Below are 16,075 nucleotides of genomic sequence, written 5' to 3' on the forward strand. Positions count from 1 at the left end.
GCCTAGTCCAGATGAATGATTTTGTAAGCGTGCATATGATCAATAAACGCCCGCTCTGCCGCCGCAACATCCCCTTTGCGCAGCACGTCAATAAGTACAGTATGGTAATCTGCCAGCCCTAGCGTCGTATAGTGCCGATTGGAAATCGCCATAAACCGCATAAGCTTCGTCTTCATATCCTTCCATAGCGTCAAAATAGCCCCATTATCACATTTGCGGTAGAAAAAACCATGAAAATCCATGTCGAGCTCCAATATGCCAAGGATATCGTTTTGCTTAACCGCTTGGTCCATCTGCTCAATAATGCCAGCCAACTCGGAGAAATCCTGCTCCGTCAGCAGCGGCATGGACTGCCTAACCGCAAAGCCTTCAATCATTTCCCGCAGCACGAACAAATCCTTGATTTCCTTCGCCGTTATGTTGGAGACCACCGAGCCTTTGTTCGGAACGCCAATAATGAGCCCTTCTTGCTTAAGCCGTTCAAGCGCCTCTCTTACAGGAGCCTGGCTAATCTGGAATTGTCCGGCGATTTCAAGTACAATAAGGCGGGCACCCGGTTGAAGCTCGCCAGCCAAAATCTCTTTCTTCAGCTTCGTATATACATGGGTGCTTATTGAATGAATGGGCGCGATTGCTGAATTTTCTGACACATAAACACGTCCCTATTTCAAATTATCGATTATCGTTAATCTATTCACTTCCCATTATATCGGCTCATTTCCAGCTTCACAACCCCATTTGGAAAATAAGACCTAAGCAGCCTTTGCAATCACTTTGACTTCTAGCTTCCCCTAAAGTATGAGATGCTTGCCTAAAGGGGATATTGCAAGAAAAGGAGGAACTTCCCACATGCTTAAAAAAATCACCTCATTGCTCCTTGCAGCGTTTCTCATAATAAGCACGAGCTCCTGCGGCAGCATGGTCGATGGCAACAACAGCGGGAACGGCAGCTATTCCGGCTCTAATCAGCCAGCCACTGCCACGGCGCCGCCCCCTTCCGCCACCGTATCGGCAGCAGCATCAGCCATTCCAACTATAGCGCCTACGCTGACGCCAACAGCGACAGAAGAGACAGACCCTATCAAACAAGAAATGGCCAGCATGTCGGTCGATGAGAAAATCGGACAGCTCGTGCTCGTTGGCCTTGAAGGCACGACCATACAAGCTGATGCTATCGAAATGATGACTACCTATCATGTAGGCGGCTTTATTTTGTACAAAAGAAATATTACGGACGCCTCGCAAACGCTCGCCCTGCTGAACGAGCTAAAAAAACAAAATAAAAAAAATCCCGTCCCGCTTTGGCTGAGCATTGATCAGGAAGGGGGAACGGTAAGCCGAATGCCTCAGGATTTCGTCAAAATTCCTTCCGCACAATCTATTGGCAGTAAAAATAAACGACAATACGCCTACGGAATAGGTGAAGCGATTGGCGCCGAGCTGTATGCCTTAGGGTTTAATATGGATTTTGCCCCTGTGCTCGATATTAACAGCAACCCGGACAATCCGGTCATTGGCAACCGGGCGTTTGGCTCTACAGCGGAAAGCGTCATAAGCAGCGGCATAGAAACGATGAAGGGCATACAGGCGGGACATGTCGTGCCTGTCGTCAAGCATTTTCCCGGTCATGGAGATACGTCAGTCGATTCGCATTTGGATTTGCCGGTAATAGACAAAAGCCTGAAGCAATTAGAGCAGTTCGAGCTTCTTCCCTTTAAAGAAGCGATTAAGCAGCAGGCCCCTGCTGTCATGATCGGGCATTTGCTGATTCCGGCTATCGACAAGCAATACCCTGCCTCATTGTCCAAGACGATTATTACTGGGCTTTTACGGGACAAGCTCGGGTTTACGGGTGTTGTAATTACGGATGATATGACGATGCTTGGCATTACGAAGCATTTTGGCATTCAGGAGGCGGCGGTCAAAGCCGTTCAAGCGGGCAACGATATTATTCTTGTTGGACATGATGCCCAGCAGCAGATCGCCGTGCTGAAGGCGCTAAAAAAAGCGGTCAAAGCAGGCGACATCTCCATGCAAGCGCTCGATGACAGCGTCTATCGGATCATTCGTCTCAAAAGTTCCTTTACGCTTAAGGATGAGCTCATCACCCGCGTCAACGTCGATGCGGTCAACCTTCAAATTAAAAAAGCGCTGAACGCTTCTAAATAGAAGCCTTCGGCGCTTTTCTTCGTTATTCGATTAGCCGCCCTTATCGTTTAAGCTGGCGACATGTAACGGCCGTAGCTAAGAGCGAGCTCGGAAAACTTGCCGTCCTTCTCCGAAAGGATCGACACATTTTCCCCTTCCGCCCCCATCCATTTGACCCCGAGAACGATACCTTCAGCCGTCTTCGCGGCGAAAAGGAAGGAAAACATTTCTGGCATGACCTCGCCGCCATCGTCCACACGCCACGTCGAGCTTTCATTAAATTCAGCCGGATAATCTTGGAAAACAAAGCCGTCTGCCGTTTGCAGCGCCAAGCTCGCCAGCATTTCCTTGCCCTGACGCTCGAACTGCACTAAATACAGCGTATTTCCTTCTTGTCCAATATCCTCAAGCGGCCACAGCTTCTCGACGCCGCGATTTTTGCTTTTGGCAATAGCCGCTTTCACATCAGCGGCTGCCTGCCTGCTTCGCTGGTCGGTGATAGAAAGCAGCATTTCCGGCTTCACCGACTGAGCAGCAATTAAATAATACGTTTCATTCGGCTCAGCCTGGCCTTCCACAACCTCAAACAGCTGACCCTGCTGGTTTGCAAAATTTTGCGCCGTTTGCCTGCCGTTATCGGCTTCGGTCGCCTTTTGCTCCTTATTATACTTAATTTTGAGCAGTTGCCCGTTATGACCAATCGCCAGATCGAAGCTGCTCCACTGCTCGCTGCTCCCTTCAGCCTGGCTAGCAAGTAGCTGCTTGCCGTCTTCTGCGGCGAAGCCAAATGCGCCCCTCTCTAGGACAGCAGTATCCAGCAGAGGTGCTGAGGTCTGCTCAGCAGTTAGCTCCTTCGCCGGCTCGCCTCCATTTGTCCCTTCACTGGCTGAAGCACTCGCGGCCGGGGGAGTCTCTACTCCCCCGCTCACCTTAGCCGAAGCTTCTCCCGTGCGATCAACCTCCGCGGAGCATGCTCCTAAACATATCGTCATTACTATAGCCAATACCCACAAGCTGCTTTTTCGCATATGATCTACCCCTTTTAACAATTGATGCAACGTCTACAAGCTTCAGACGAAGCCGCTGTGCAAAAGGGTGCAGTCTAAAGGCTCTCGCAGTGACCTTTCATTTATTTGCCAATTGCTTTAATTGCTGTGGACTTGCGCTTCATAATAATGGGCGACTTCAATGATCATGGCACCCATACGCTCAATTTGCGGCACAATATAGCGCTGCACGCCGTTTAATTGCAGCGCCTCGGCCGTCACCTTGCCTACTGCTGCCGCCAGCACCCGGCTGTCGAAAATATCCCGAAGCTGCTGCTCAAGACCTATTTTTGCGGCGTAACGGAACAAATATTGCACTTGAACCGCTGTCGTAAAGCAAACCACGTCAACGTCGCCTGCCGTCAGCTCTTCCATGAGCTGAGTAAGTACGCTTACCTCAGGCGGAATATGTTTGTAGGGCAGCAGCGAAATAACCTCACCCGCTTTTTTCGCAGCAAAAAAACGTTCCAGCTCAGGCGAAGGCTCGCCATGCAGCTGAATAACGATACGCTGCCCGGCAAAATCAAATTCCTCCAGCTTGTCGATTAGATTTTGCACCGTGCCATCATCATCCGCTACAACAGCCTTCAAGCCTGCCCGCTTAAGATAAGCAGTCGTCTTGTAACCTCTGGAAGCAATTGATGCCTGCGACAGCTGCTCCTTAAACAGCTCCTTTATACCGAGCCGCTCCGCATTGCTCTCAAGCGTCTCCGAGCCAATGCCCGTCGTCAGTATGACCCAGTCAGCACCCTCCGCCGAAAACTGTCGCAGCGGCGCTTCCAGCGTTGCTTCATCCAGCAGCGTCAACCCTTGAAGCGAGCGCACGAGCGACGTCCCCCCCTGCTTTTCAATAATAGCGCTCATTTCCTCTGTTTTTCGAGATCCAGCAATGACCAATCGCTTCCCTTTCAACGCATCCATTCCCATGCTTGCCCCGTCACCATTCTTTCTTCAACTATATTTGTCATATAGCTTAACACAAGCACAAACAGCTGTCGCCATTTCAAGGCGGATAAAAACTAATTTTGCGCTCTAAATAACAGCAGCTGACATATTAAAAAACCGTTCTCTATGTCAAGAACGGCAGTTACTTTACATCTATACATTTGCACGATATAACGAAAAATAGCGAATAATAGTGAAAAACAAAGAAAAGCATCGAAAACTAGACATAACATATATTTCTTTATATATGTTATAATTCCATTTGTCATCAATGCATACAGCGCTTAACTATAACTTTTATCCCACTTTTAGGAGAAAAGAGGAAGTTGATGCAGGAAGCAATAGACACAGGCAGCATCTACAGCGAGCTCCCCCTATTGATTACCGGATCTGGAAGCGTTACCGTCACTGCGCCCGAGCATTGCCCTGGAAGCAGCCCGGATTACAAAATCGTAAACTGCGTTGGAGGCACTGGCCGCCTTGTTTTTCAAGAACAGGAAATTCAGCTGCAGGAAGGCGTTGCCATTCTTTATTTTTCCCATACCGCCTCTATTTTCTGTGAAATTAGCGAAACGCTCAGCATCAACTATTTGACCTTTAACGGCTATTTGCTGCCGGCTTTTTTGCAAGCTTTACATATTGCTAACCTTTCTGTATTTCAGCTTGATCCCGCTCCGCAAATGCTCATAGATGAAATTATTTTAAGCCAGCAATCAACCCGTCAGGAGCGTATTTTTACCGGATCAGCTCTCTTGTATATGCTGCTTATCAAGCTCAAGCTTTCGAAGGATCTTTACCTCGTTGCTGAACGCAAGGAGCATACACCGAAGCTATCCAGCATTCTGACTTTTATTAAACAAAACTATCATCTCGACATTTCCCTATCCATGCTCGCCGGGCAGCTGTATATCACCGAGCAGCATTTGAATCGCATGTTCAAAAAGGAATATGCGATGACCCCGCTCGATTTTCTAACCCGCTACCGACTGCTCAAGGCAAAAGAAATGCTCATTCATGAGGATTCCATGACAGCCCATGACATTGCCAAGGCGGTCGGTTTTAATAGTGCGAGTTATTTTGGCTCCGTTTTTAAAAAGCATGAGGGCTGCTCGCCCATGGTGCTGCGCAAAAGCTATAAAGCTTCTAAATCAAATTCAGCGATTGAGGCTAGGCGCTGATCAAAATTCAAAAATTCCAAATCCCTTGTCACCTCGTTCGGCACGATGATGCAGCGAATGCCAGCTGCCTTGGCGGCCTTCAGCCCATTTGGCGAATCCTCAAACACGATCGCTTCTGAGGCATCAATACCAAGCCGTGCCAGCGTCAGCTCATACAGCTCCGGATCAGGCTTTACCCGCTGCACATCCTCGGAGGTATGAATCACATCAAAGGCTTCGAAGATGCCCAGCTTCTTCAAGTAGCTATGAACCCAGTCACGGGTAGAGCTGGATGCTACCGCAAGCAGCAGCTTTCGCTGCTTCACACTCGCCAGCAGCTCCGCAACGCCAGGCAAAAGTCCGGCTTCGCCAACGTAAACGGCATATTTTTGCTCAGACAGCTCTTTAATATGGTCATGGTCAATCGGCTTTTGCAGCGCTTCCTCCAAATAATGAAAAGGATTAAACTCGTCAAAATTCGTGCCTACATTGCGAGACCATAGACTAAGCGAAAGCTCGACGCCATGCTCCTGATAAATGTCCCGAAAAGCGTAATACCAAGGGGTCTCCGTATCCATAATCAAGCCGTCGAAATCAAAAATAATCGCTTTTAGACTCATCGCTGCTATCAGCTACCTTTCCCGCTTGTACTTGCCGCTTACCGCGAGCCGCCTTTCAGCTCAGCTTGCAGCCGCCGCTGCTAAAATCGGCTATCCTCGTTCGCCTCGGTGAGATGGACGAAGCTGAACTCGCTCGTGCTGCCGCTGCCCTTCGGCGATTGGGCGACGATGCCAGCCTTCACCTCATCTGGCGTACGCATGCCAAAATAACGTATCAGCTTCCACTCCTCGCCATCTGCCGAATAATAGAAGGACACGCAGTCCTCGACTTTGTTGATGCGCAAATATGGATTGTCCGACTGGATTTCTTCCGAGTTGCAGTCATCTGACCAGCCGTCCTTGGTGACGACCGAGACGATGGAGGCTGCCTGGCCATTGAACTCAAAGCACAGCTTGCACCAGTTGTCGCTATCCACGTACAGCATCAGGCAGCCCGAATCATACTGCTGCTTCATCTCCACCGTCAGTCTTGCCGTCAGCTCGAAGGAGCGCTTAACCGTCGCATACAAGAATGGAGCCGAGCTGGCAAAATGCTTGCCGGATGGATCACAGAAAAAATCCGCCTCCGGCGGTGCTTCAATAATAACGCCGCCCTGCTCTGTAAATTGCCACCGCGGCGGCTCGTTCATCCATACCAGTTGATCGCGAGTTTCATGGTTTAATACATTAATCATTAAGTATCCCTCCGTAGCCATTTTCTGTATAACCATTCGACCTCATAGACGAAAAACCTTCTTTTGGCAAAAATGGCTGCTAGACATGATGGTTCGCTTCTACAATCTGCTGTTGCCGGGAAGGAAGCGGGAGGAAAAACACGACGGCCATAAGCACCATATACAGCCCAACAATGACAGTGAACAGCAGCTTCGGGCTGTAGTTATAGATGAGTCCAGTCAAATAACCGGAGGGAATCGCAATTAGTGTCATGACCGTCTGTACGGCCGAAAACATATCTGCTTTTTCATGTGTGCCGAGACGATTCATCAGCAGCGCATCCCGGTAGGTTTGCAAAATAAACGTTCCCGCCGCCAAAATAATAATCGTCAGCATGAGCAGCGGCACATTGCCGGAAGGAATAAAGAGCAGCAGCACAGATCCGGCTGTACATAGGGCAATCGACAGACTGACGTATTTTTCATCTGAGCGCTGCTTCAATCGCGGAATAACGACCAAATAAAGAATCAAAACCGTAACCGCGGTCACAACTGGAATATAGGAAATCGTCCAATCGCCGAAATGCAGCTCCTCTTTGAAAAACACCACCTGAAAAAAATTCAGCTGCAAAATAAAATTGGACAGCACCGTTATGAGAATAATCGGGAACAACCGACGGGTATAAAACGCTTTGCCGAATAGCCGCAGGCTGGCTCCCAAGCTTTTGAGCACCTTGGTCTGGCTATGTACCACTATAAGCTCTTTGCCCGCCTCCGTCTCCTCCGTCAGCCGATTTCTTACTATAAACATAATCGTCATCATGACGCCTCCGGCAAAATAAATGACAGACAGCGTCTTTCCGATTCCGAAGTCGGCGATGACAAAGCCCGCTAGCGGGGTAAGCACGCCTGCTGCGGTAATAATCATATTCATAATGCCAAATACCTTCGGTCGCTTTCGCTCCTCAACATCTTCAATAATGAGCAAATTGAACGACACGGTGACGAACTTGGACGTCGCATTTAATAGATAGGCAATCATAAACAGCCAGAAGCTTTGCGAGAACGCCCACACAAACATGGGGATACTCCAGGCTACAATATCAAAAATAAGCGAGGTGCGCTTGCGGCCCAGCTTATTCGTAATCGACCCGGCAAAAAGCTGAAACACAAAAGCAAAATACAGATTAATTGAATTAATCAATCCAATTTCAATATCGCTCAGTCCAGCATCCTTCATATAGAGCGGCGCATAAAACAAAACGATCGTTCCAGGAATCGCCCAGAGCGGCTCCAGAAAAATCGAATACCGCGGATTTTTTGGCAAATCGGCAAGCAGCTTCATCTTTAAGGCTCATCCCCTCTTCTTCATGCGTCATTGCTGCGCAGCGCCCCGTAAGCCCCTCGCCGCGCAGCCATAACGCCCTTGCCTAGCCCTACATTATGAAATAAGTGCTGTCTTCACGGAGGTCATCGCTCTTGGCGCGCCTGTACTCATGTCGTAACCAATCGTTTCATTAAAAGCGCCCTCGTAGTCCGTCAGCTTTTTGGTTGAGGTGACCATGTTTTCGAGCTCCGGCAGGCTTTGAGCAAACTTGAGCGCCGTGCTGATCATTTGATGAACGGCAACATCGCCAATGACATTGACACCGTTATTAATAAAATCAGTCGGCTTGAATGATACCTCGTAGCTGTCGTCATAGCCCATCGGAATCACTCTGCCCCCTTTGCCGATCAGTTCCAAAGCGACGTGCAGCTGATTGCCGACCGCATCAATAATAATATCGAATTTTTGTCCATTGTTAATTTCGAGCACCTTTTCAAGCGTCAACTCCTGCGGATGGAACACATAATCAGCGATGCTCGCCGCAAAGCTTTTACGGTACTCATCCACCTCTGTACCTACAGTAAGGCGGCCAAGCCGCTTGCCCACAAGCTGGCACAGGGAACCAATCGCGCCGGAGCCCAGTACAAGCACGGAGTCGCTTGGTTTAACGCGAGCTTTCAAGAAGCTATTGAGCACGCAGCCGAGCGGCTCGACCATCATTGCCGCTTCCCAGCTCATCGTGTCAGGAATTTTAAATACATATCTTTCTTCGCCTGCGTAATATTCCGCGAACGTGCCATGGATGGTCATCCCCACCTGATGATCCTCGAAGTTTTCGCAATAGCAGTGCAGTCCCTCACGGCAATACGAGCAAATGCCGCATGATTGTGTCGGGTCGATGAGCACACGGTCGCCTACTTTAACGCTTCTCACTTTAGGCCCGACTTCAACGACCGTTCCAACCCCTTCATGACCGATAATCGTGCCGGAATTGGCCGGAATTTTTCCTTTTACAATGTTAAGGTCTGTTCCGCAAATGCCTGAACCAAAAATTTTAACCTTAACGCCTGTTGGTGAGCTGATGGCAGGCTCCTCCATCTCCAGAAGCTCCACCTTGCGATAATCCTGATATACTAATGCTTTCATTAAACGTGCCTCCTCTGTCTATTTGCGAATATTAAATTACACAGCCGACTTGCTCTTCCTATGCTCTTGTTTGCTCCACGCAAGCAAAGCTTCCTTAAGCGACTCCTGTATGAGCAGCAGCTCCGCCTCCGAATGAGCATCCGAGAAGACGAAGAAGCCTTTCGTAAAAATGCCCTGCTGAGCGAGCCGCTTCATCATATAAGCGCGGAACGGATCACGGTAAAAGTCCTGCTCCGCCCGCGATCTCAGGCAGAAGCTCGCATAAGTGCCATGCAGCGCAAGCTCTTCTGTCAGCCCCAGCGCTTCCAGTTGGGTTTGCAGCTCAGCCATCAGCCTCTCGGTACCGCCGCGCCAGCTAGGCCAGCTTGGCGCTGCCTGCATCAGCTTCTCGCAGGCGATAAGCGCGGCCAGCGCAATCGTCTCGCTGGAATGGGCGCTGCTGAATTTGACCTGGCCGCATAGCCGCATAATCGGCTCTGAGCCTAACACGACGCCAAGCGGCAAACCATTCGCCAGCCCCTTCGACAAGCAAAGAATATCCGGCCACAGCCCGTATTCGCCCGCAGTCGCCTGCTTGCCCATTCTTGCGCCCGACGTTACCTCGTCGAACACGATTAAAATGCTGTGACGTGCGGCCAGTTCCATCACCCTTCCAAGCTCCTCCCGCTGCCACTCGTTCGGGCATAACACGATGCAGGCAAGCTGGTCGCCGTGCCGGCGTACTTCGTCTTCGATTCGCCGCAAGCTCGCATGCGGCACCCAAACGGTACTACTGCGGATTTCCGCCGGAATCCCCATCGCTTCCGCGTCTCCGCCGTAATAACCATAGGCCGACCAGTCGCTCCAGCCGTGATAAGCCGTCGACATCACCTTTGGCCTGCGGGTGTAAGCTCTTGCCAGCCGTACCGCTCCGCTAACTGCATCGGCTCCTCCCTTACAGAAGCGAAGTGCCGCATAACGCTGCTCAAAGCGGGCGAGTACAAGCTCTGCCGCCGCGAGCTCCACATCAGCAGGCACCGAGAAGCTTGTCCCTTTGGCGAGCTGCTTGACAATCGCCGCCTGCACTTCCTCGCGGGCATGTCCCCATGCGGCGGTGCCCATCGCCATCTCGCAATCGAGCCATTCGTTTCCGTCGATATCAATAAATTTGGATTGTCTGGCTTCTACACAGCAGATCGCCGTTTCGCCAGGGAATAAGCGCTCTGGCGTCTTCGCCAGCGTGCTGCATCCGCTCGGAATGACTTGCTGCACGCGCTCCAACCATTGCAGGCTTTGGGTAAATACCGCCTGCTCCTCTCTCGTCTTCATGGTTTCTCCTCCATTTAGCGCGTACTAGCGCACCTTTGTTCCTGGCCAGCAGCTTTCGTAAATTCGGTCGATGGAGATGACATTGCCATAGAGGTCAATAATCAAATCCTGTGCCCGGTGAGCGTGGCGCATTTCAATCCAGTAGCGGTTTTCCAGCAGCCGCGTGAAGTTGTCTACGAGGAACAATAGCCGGCTGCGGCTCTGAATGAGCTCCTTGCCCAGCACCTGCGGCAGCCAAATCGCCCCATTCGAGTTGAAGCGGTTCGAATAGTCATATACTTCGGTCAGCGTAGCAAACTCTGCCTCGCGAAGCTGGCTCCAGAACATATCCGCATCGCTGCGCACCTCAGCCAAATCGACGCCAATCATCGGCAGCTCCGCTGATGCCGGGTCCTGCTGCTCCAGATGCGATTTCAAATGGTCAAACATAAACGGCCAAATATCGGCCTTAATGTCGCCGCCCCACTTTTTCCAGAAGCGGGCCAAATTGTTTTTGCGATTGAAGCTGCGATGAATGCCGCTGCTGCGCTCCCAGTGGTAAGCTAGAACTTCAGGGTTAATGACGATGTCATAGCCGGCTGCCCGCGCTCTCATCTGGTAATCGAAATCCTCGTAGCCGTTGAAAAACTTCTCATCGAGCAGCCCTACCTTCTCATACACTTCGCGCTTCATGCCGAACATCGCGAAAATTACGAGCTGGACGGAAAACGTCTGCTTCGGAATGTCCATTGGCGAAGCATTCAGGAAGAGATGACGACCAATCGTATCGGCAAAGGCAATGCCGCAATGCTGAACGCCGCCCGTTTGCGGATACAGCAGTACGCCGCCTGCCATACCGATTTCATCGCTGCTGTCGAGCGTCTCGCTCATGAGCTGCTGCCAGTTGTGATTCAAAATCGTGTCCGAATCAAGAAAATAAATATATTGCCCCTGTGCAATTTTTAGCGCGCTATTAATAGAAACGGCGCATCCAAGCGGATAGTCGTGCTGCAAAATCTCCACCGTCACGCCTTCCTTGCACTCTGACTGGAGCTTGTCCAAATGCTGTCTGACTGCTGTGCCGGAACCGTCATTGATGAAGATAATCTGGGTGGATGGGCTTACTGTCCGCAGCAATGAATCCGTAAATAAGTTCAAAATGTTATAATCCTGGTTTACTGGCACAATAACCGTGTGTAGCATGTAATCTCCTCCACGTGATTTATAGTTTCAATTTCGTTCGACGCCAGCTGCCCTCCCTTTAATTCAACTCGACTCTATCTAAATTTGGCATTTATTACATGTGACTGGAATAGAATCTGGTTACAGTGTATGTTTATGCAGCTTACGGTGTAAATCTCAACATCTGAACACTATTAAATTTTGAACCTGTTCACTAGATTAGGCGGTAAATTTGACAAGGGGTTTTAATTCGTTTTAACTAGAGATAACTGGTTTTTTTGAGAAGAGAAGCACTTGGCAAAATTCATATAGATCGGAGCTATTTCAACATGTATCGCGACTTGGAGCAGTGTGTGCTCGATTTGGAGCAGAACGGACATCTCGTTCGGATAAAAGAAGAGGTCGACCCCCATTTGGAAATGGCGGCGATTCATATGAAGGTATTTGAAGCTGGCGGGCCCGCCCTATTGTTTGAAAATGTAAAAGGCTCCAAATTCCGCGCTGTCTCCAATTTATTCGGAACAGTTGAGCGGAGTAAATTTATGTTCCGCCATACATGGGAATCCGTCCAGCGCGTCATGGAATTGCGCGGCGATCCTATGAAAGCGATGAAAAACCCGTTTGGACATATTGGAACGGGTCTCGCGGCATGGAAGGCGCTGCCGAAGCAAAGCTCGGGAAGCGTGCCGGTAGCGGCGCAGGAAATACAAATTTCCGATCTGCCGCTCATTAAGCATTGGCCAGATGATGGCGGAGCTTTCGTGACGCTGCCGCAGGTGTTTACCGAGGAGCCGGGCAAGCCGGGACTCATGAGCGCAAATCTTGGCATGTACCGCGTTCAGCTTAGCGGCAATGATTATGAGCTGAATAAGGAAGTAGGCGTCCATTACCAAATTCATCGCGGCATCGGCATTCATCAGGATATGGCCAATAAGCTGGGCAAGCCGCTGAAAGTCAGCATTTTCGTTGGCGGGCCTCCGGCCCATACGCTGGCTGCCGTTATGCCGCTGCCGGAGGGCTTAAGCGAAATGACCTTTGCTGGTTTGCTCGCGGGACGCCGTTTCCGCTATAGCTACAAGGACGGCTTCGTGCTTAGCAATGACGCAGATTTCGTCATCACAGGTGAAATCCATCCCGGCGAGACAAAGCCGGAGGGTCCGTTTGGCGACCACCTCGGATACTACAGCCTGACGCATCCATTTCCGTTAATGAAGGTGCATAAAGTATATGCGAAGCCTAATGCGATCTGGCCATTTACCGTCGTCGGCAGGCCGCCGCAGGAGGATACCGCCTTCGGAGCGCTTATTCATGAGCTTACGGGAGATGCGATCAAGCAGGAAATTCCCGGCGTCAAGGAAGTTCACGCCGTCGATGCGGCAGGCGTGCATCCGCTGCTGTTCGCGATTGGCAGCGAGCGGTACACGCCATATCAGCAGGTGAAGCGGCCAACAGAAATTTTGACGCTGGCGAACCGGATTTTGGGCACAGGTCAGCTTAGTCTGGCCAAGTATTTATTTATTACGGCGGAGGACAAGCAGCCTGTAACGACGCATCATGAGGCGGAATTTCTCGCCTATGTGCTGGAGCGGCTGGAGCTGCGCCGCGATATTCATTTTTATACGAATACGACAATCGATACGCTCGATTATTCGGGAACGGGGCTTAATGAAGGCAGCAAGGTCGTGTTTGCAGCGTATGGAGAGAAGATTCGCGAGCTGTGCCGCGAAACGCCTGAGGCGCTTAAGGAACTGCGAGGATTTGAGAATGCTAGGCTCGTTATGCCTGGAGTTGTAGCGATTCAAGGCTCAGCCTTTATAAGCTATGCTGAAGCGAAGCTGCAATTACAGCGCTTGAGCGAGGCAATTGCCGAGAAGGGGCCGCTGCCGTCCTGTCCGATGATTATTTTATGCGACGACAGCACGTTTCTCAGCGCGAAGGTAGATAACTTCCTATGGGCAACGTTTACGCGCAGCAACCCTTCTCATGATATTTACGGGGTAAATAGCGGCTATGAGCACAAGCACTGGGCCTGCGATAACGTTATTATTGATGCGCGTACGAAGCCGCATCAAGCACCGCCACTTATCGCTGATCCAGCGGTAGAGAAACGTATCGAGCGCTTATTCACTTCTGGCGCAAGCCTTGGCGGTCTTAAGCTGTAAACAAAAGGAGTACAGGCTCATGACCTGTACTCCTTTTGTTGTGTTCGACTGTTAGGGGACTGCCCCCTAATCCCGAATAATATAACCCTCGCTGTACGCTAGCTCGACGAATCCAGCCATGTGGCGAGCTTGGAAGACAATGGGCTTTTCGCTTCCTATTATAACAATATTTTGCAGGTCAGCAACTCCCTCCGCCCGCAAAATAAACGCTTTAGTATAATCAAACCGCTCCTTCAGCGTAGTCATAATGGCATGTATTTGCTTGTCCCGCTCTCCTTTACCCATTAGATTCAAAATAACGGAGCCACCTTCACTCAGCTTCTGCTGAATTAAATAAAAAAACTCCAGCGACACAAGCGATCGCGGCGTTCCCTCACGGGTGAAAGCATCCACTACGACGTAATCATATGTATGGTTCGCTTCCGCCTCCAGCAAAGCACGCCCATCTCCAATAACCACATTATCCTGAATATAGCCAAAAAACGTTCGGCTAAGCTCCACGACTGTCTCATCAAGCTCTGCTACCTTAAGCGACTTCTCTGCAAAATAACTGGCAATCGTCCCGATCCCGTGACCAATGAGAAACACCTTTTCGAAAGCCAGCGCATTGCTTTCCATTAGATGAATAATCGCCTGTGGATACTCGAACAAAATACGCTCCGGACGTTCAAGATCAAGTGCCCCCTGCATGGCATTACCGGCAAATTGGAGAACGCGAAAGCGCCCTTTCTCTCCATCCAGCTCCGCCGTATCGTAGACGACAATTTCGTGGTGAGCGGTACGCTCCTCAAACCATATGCGTTCGATCTTATTTGCTGAATGCTCCATGTTACATCTCACTCAGCTTTGTATCTATCGTACGATTCATAAAATCAATCAATACCCCCACGCTATTGTCATTCTCCGCTAGTTTTACGAATATATCCATGCTCGCATCCAGTTGCTCCACCAGCTCCGAAATTTCATCGATCTCCTCATTCGTCAGCATTATGCTATCATCTTTGTCAGCCAACGCTTGCTTTTGAAAATCCAGCATATCCTCTCGCAACTGCTTTCCATTTTCAATTAATCCACTCAGCTTCAAACTCTCTTCTCCTCCTGCGTGGTCCTTGCTAGCTAAAGCATAATGATGAATGGCGATTTGACGATCAAAAGTTGTATAAGCGCCAATTGTACGCCAAATTGTCCCTTTACCCGTTTCCAAATAGTAAAATCTGCTCATGGTTCCTACCAGCTCTCCAATAAGCTCATCATACTGCTTTACTTTAGCTGCAAGTCCAACGGGGTCAGAAGCTATTTGTTCCGTTTTCTTAGCGATACATTTAGACACTTCGTATATCAAATGTAATTCATAGCTATAAGCATCTTCGGAAAACATTCGCACAGAATCATAGGGAGCTATGAAATTAATATCTCCTGTTTCCAACAGCGTTTCCCTGCTTATAAGCTCTGCTAAACGTCCAATGATGGCTTCAGCATCTGTATCATTTTGCTCTTTCTGAACAATTTGATTATAGATGGATGCTGCCTTCTTTTCCACACGATCTATATTAATATCGCTAACTGAACGATTCATAAGGTCATCGTACCATGCCAGCTCTATATATTTCCCATTATCTTCAAAATAGACCGAAACAAGCTTTACAGGGTCGCTCTTGTTACCTTCTTCCGCTACGTCAGTATAATTTCCAATAATGATAATATCATTTGCCCCATCATAATTGACATCTCTAAAGCTTACCGACTCCATATTTTTAAGATCAAACCCCGATGCAAAGCTCGCAGGCAGCGAGCTTAAGACAAGATCGGCAGCATTAACCAAATAAAATTGCTGCTGCCACCTATCCTCAAGCGGGAAATAACCATATACAAGCTGCTGATTGTCATCCTGCTTCTTTTCTACATTCTGCTCAAAAACCTGCTTTCCTAACAGGACAAATCCTTTCGCCTCAAGCTCTGACAGTGACTTCCCTTCAGCATTGTCTGCACTCATCCAGTCGTCCTTTTCCTCAGTGTCCGCTTCTGCAGGCTGTGATTGCTCTAGAGCAGGGCTCGCAGAAGACGTTCCAAAGCTCTCCGATAATTTATCTGAAACTGCGGAGGCATCTTCCTGAAATTTCAGGCCGTTCGAGCAACCCGAAGCCAATATACCCATTATCAAAGAAACGCTTATTAAACCCATTCGTATTTTCACCGTCGTTCTACCAAACATCATAGCGTTAAATGTCCTTTCTCCTCTTCATTATCAATCTCCTGTAATTCGACAATTTCATTTAATTTCCTTTTTATATTCAACAAGTCTGGAAACGGTTAAATGGACATCCACGAGCTGGTCGCTGCAAAGTAAAAAAGACTGTCCCCTCGCAGCAGCACACTGCAAAAGAAACAGCCCTCGGAAGTTA

At 49.5% G+C, this 16,075-nt stretch carries 14 protein-coding genes; 3 read left to right on the forward strand and 11 right to left on the reverse strand.

Going from position 1 to position 16,075, the window contains the following annotated elements; translation table 11 throughout:
• Nucleotides 1-2: 2 nt before the first annotated feature.
• Complete coding sequence (locus V5J77_RS17745) at nt 3-650, reverse strand: GntR family transcriptional regulator (protein ID WP_338552138.1); 648 nt, start codon at nt 648-650, stop codon at nt 3-5.
• Between the two features lie 199 nt (nt 651-849).
• Between V5J77_RS17745 and nagZ the strand changes: the two genes are divergently transcribed.
• Nucleotides 850-2,169, forward strand: a complete 1,320-nt coding sequence (gene nagZ, locus V5J77_RS17750; RefSeq protein ID WP_338552139.1) for a beta-N-acetylhexosaminidase — start codon at nt 850-852, stop codon at nt 2,167-2,169.
• Between the two features lie 47 nt (nt 2,170-2,216).
• On the opposite strand, the gene V5J77_RS17755 is transcribed toward nagZ, so the two are convergent.
• A complete protein-coding gene (locus tag V5J77_RS17755; RefSeq protein WP_338552140.1) occupies nt 2,217-3,176 on the reverse strand; it encodes a hypothetical protein in 960 nt (319 codons plus the stop codon).
• 117 nt (nt 3,177-3,293) lie between these two features.
• Entirely contained in the window at nt 3,294-4,121 is an 828-nt protein-coding gene (locus tag V5J77_RS17760; protein ID WP_338552141.1) for a uroporphyrinogen-III synthase, read from the reverse strand.
• A 347-nt stretch (nt 4,122-4,468) separates the two neighbouring features.
• On the opposite strand from V5J77_RS17760, the gene V5J77_RS17765 reads away from it, so the two are divergent.
• Nucleotides 4,469-5,317, forward strand: a complete 849-nt coding sequence (locus tag V5J77_RS17765; RefSeq protein WP_338556896.1) for an AraC family transcriptional regulator — start codon at nt 4,469-4,471, stop codon at nt 5,315-5,317.
• On the opposite strand, the gene V5J77_RS17770 is transcribed toward V5J77_RS17765, so the two are convergent.
• The 6 genes from V5J77_RS17770 to V5J77_RS17795 all read right to left on the reverse strand — a co-directional run bounded on the left by V5J77_RS17770 (nt 5,272) and on the right by V5J77_RS17795 (nt 11,532).
• Complete coding sequence (locus V5J77_RS17770) at nt 5,272-5,916, reverse strand: HAD family hydrolase (RefSeq protein ID WP_338552142.1); 645 nt, start codon at nt 5,914-5,916, stop codon at nt 5,272-5,274. The genes V5J77_RS17765 and V5J77_RS17770 overlap by 46 nt on opposite strands.
• A gap of 80 nt (nt 5,917-5,996) precedes the next feature.
• The gene (locus V5J77_RS17775) at nt 5,997-6,590 is read right to left on the reverse strand and encodes a DUF1349 domain-containing protein (protein WP_338552143.1); all 594 of its coding nucleotides are present in this window, start codon (nt 6,588-6,590) and stop codon (nt 5,997-5,999) included.
• A 79-nt stretch (nt 6,591-6,669) separates the two neighbouring features.
• On the reverse strand, nt 6,670-7,914 hold the full coding sequence (locus tag V5J77_RS17780; protein ID WP_338552144.1) for an MFS transporter: 1,245 nt from the start codon (nt 7,912-7,914) through the stop codon (nt 6,670-6,672).
• 96 nt (nt 7,915-8,010) lie between these two features.
• Entirely contained in the window at nt 8,011-9,042 is a 1,032-nt protein-coding gene (locus V5J77_RS17785; RefSeq protein ID WP_338552145.1) for an alcohol dehydrogenase catalytic domain-containing protein, read from the reverse strand.
• Between the two features lie 36 nt (nt 9,043-9,078).
• Nucleotides 9,079-10,350, reverse strand: a complete 1,272-nt coding sequence (locus V5J77_RS17790) for an aminotransferase class III-fold pyridoxal phosphate-dependent enzyme (RefSeq protein WP_338552146.1) — start codon at nt 10,348-10,350, stop codon at nt 9,079-9,081.
• 24 nt (nt 10,351-10,374) lie between these two features.
• Nucleotides 10,375-11,532: a glycosyltransferase gene (locus V5J77_RS17795; protein WP_338552147.1), complete on the reverse strand. Its 1,158-nt coding sequence runs from the start codon at nt 11,530-11,532 to the stop codon at nt 10,375-10,377.
• A gap of 308 nt (nt 11,533-11,840) precedes the next feature.
• On the opposite strand from V5J77_RS17795, the gene V5J77_RS17800 reads away from it, so the two are divergent.
• Nucleotides 11,841-13,673, forward strand: a complete 1,833-nt coding sequence (locus V5J77_RS17800) for a UbiD family decarboxylase (RefSeq protein ID WP_338552148.1) — start codon at nt 11,841-11,843, stop codon at nt 13,671-13,673.
• A gap of 66 nt (nt 13,674-13,739) precedes the next feature.
• Here V5J77_RS17800 and V5J77_RS17805 read toward each other — a convergent pair whose 3' ends face one another.
• A complete protein-coding gene (locus V5J77_RS17805; RefSeq protein ID WP_338552149.1) occupies nt 13,740-14,501 on the reverse strand; it encodes a fused MFS/spermidine synthase in 762 nt (253 codons plus the stop codon).
• 1 nt (nt 14,502) lies between these two features.
• Nucleotides 14,503-15,888 (reverse strand): hypothetical protein, encoded by a 1,386-nt coding sequence (locus V5J77_RS17810; RefSeq protein ID WP_338552150.1) that lies wholly within the window; start codon nt 15,886-15,888, stop codon nt 14,503-14,505.
• Nucleotides 15,889-16,075: the final 187 nt, after the last annotated feature.

It is taken from the genome of Paenibacillus sp. KS-LC4, from assembly GCF_036894955.1.
Lineage (GTDB): Bacteria > Bacillota > Bacilli > Paenibacillales > Paenibacillaceae > Pristimantibacillus.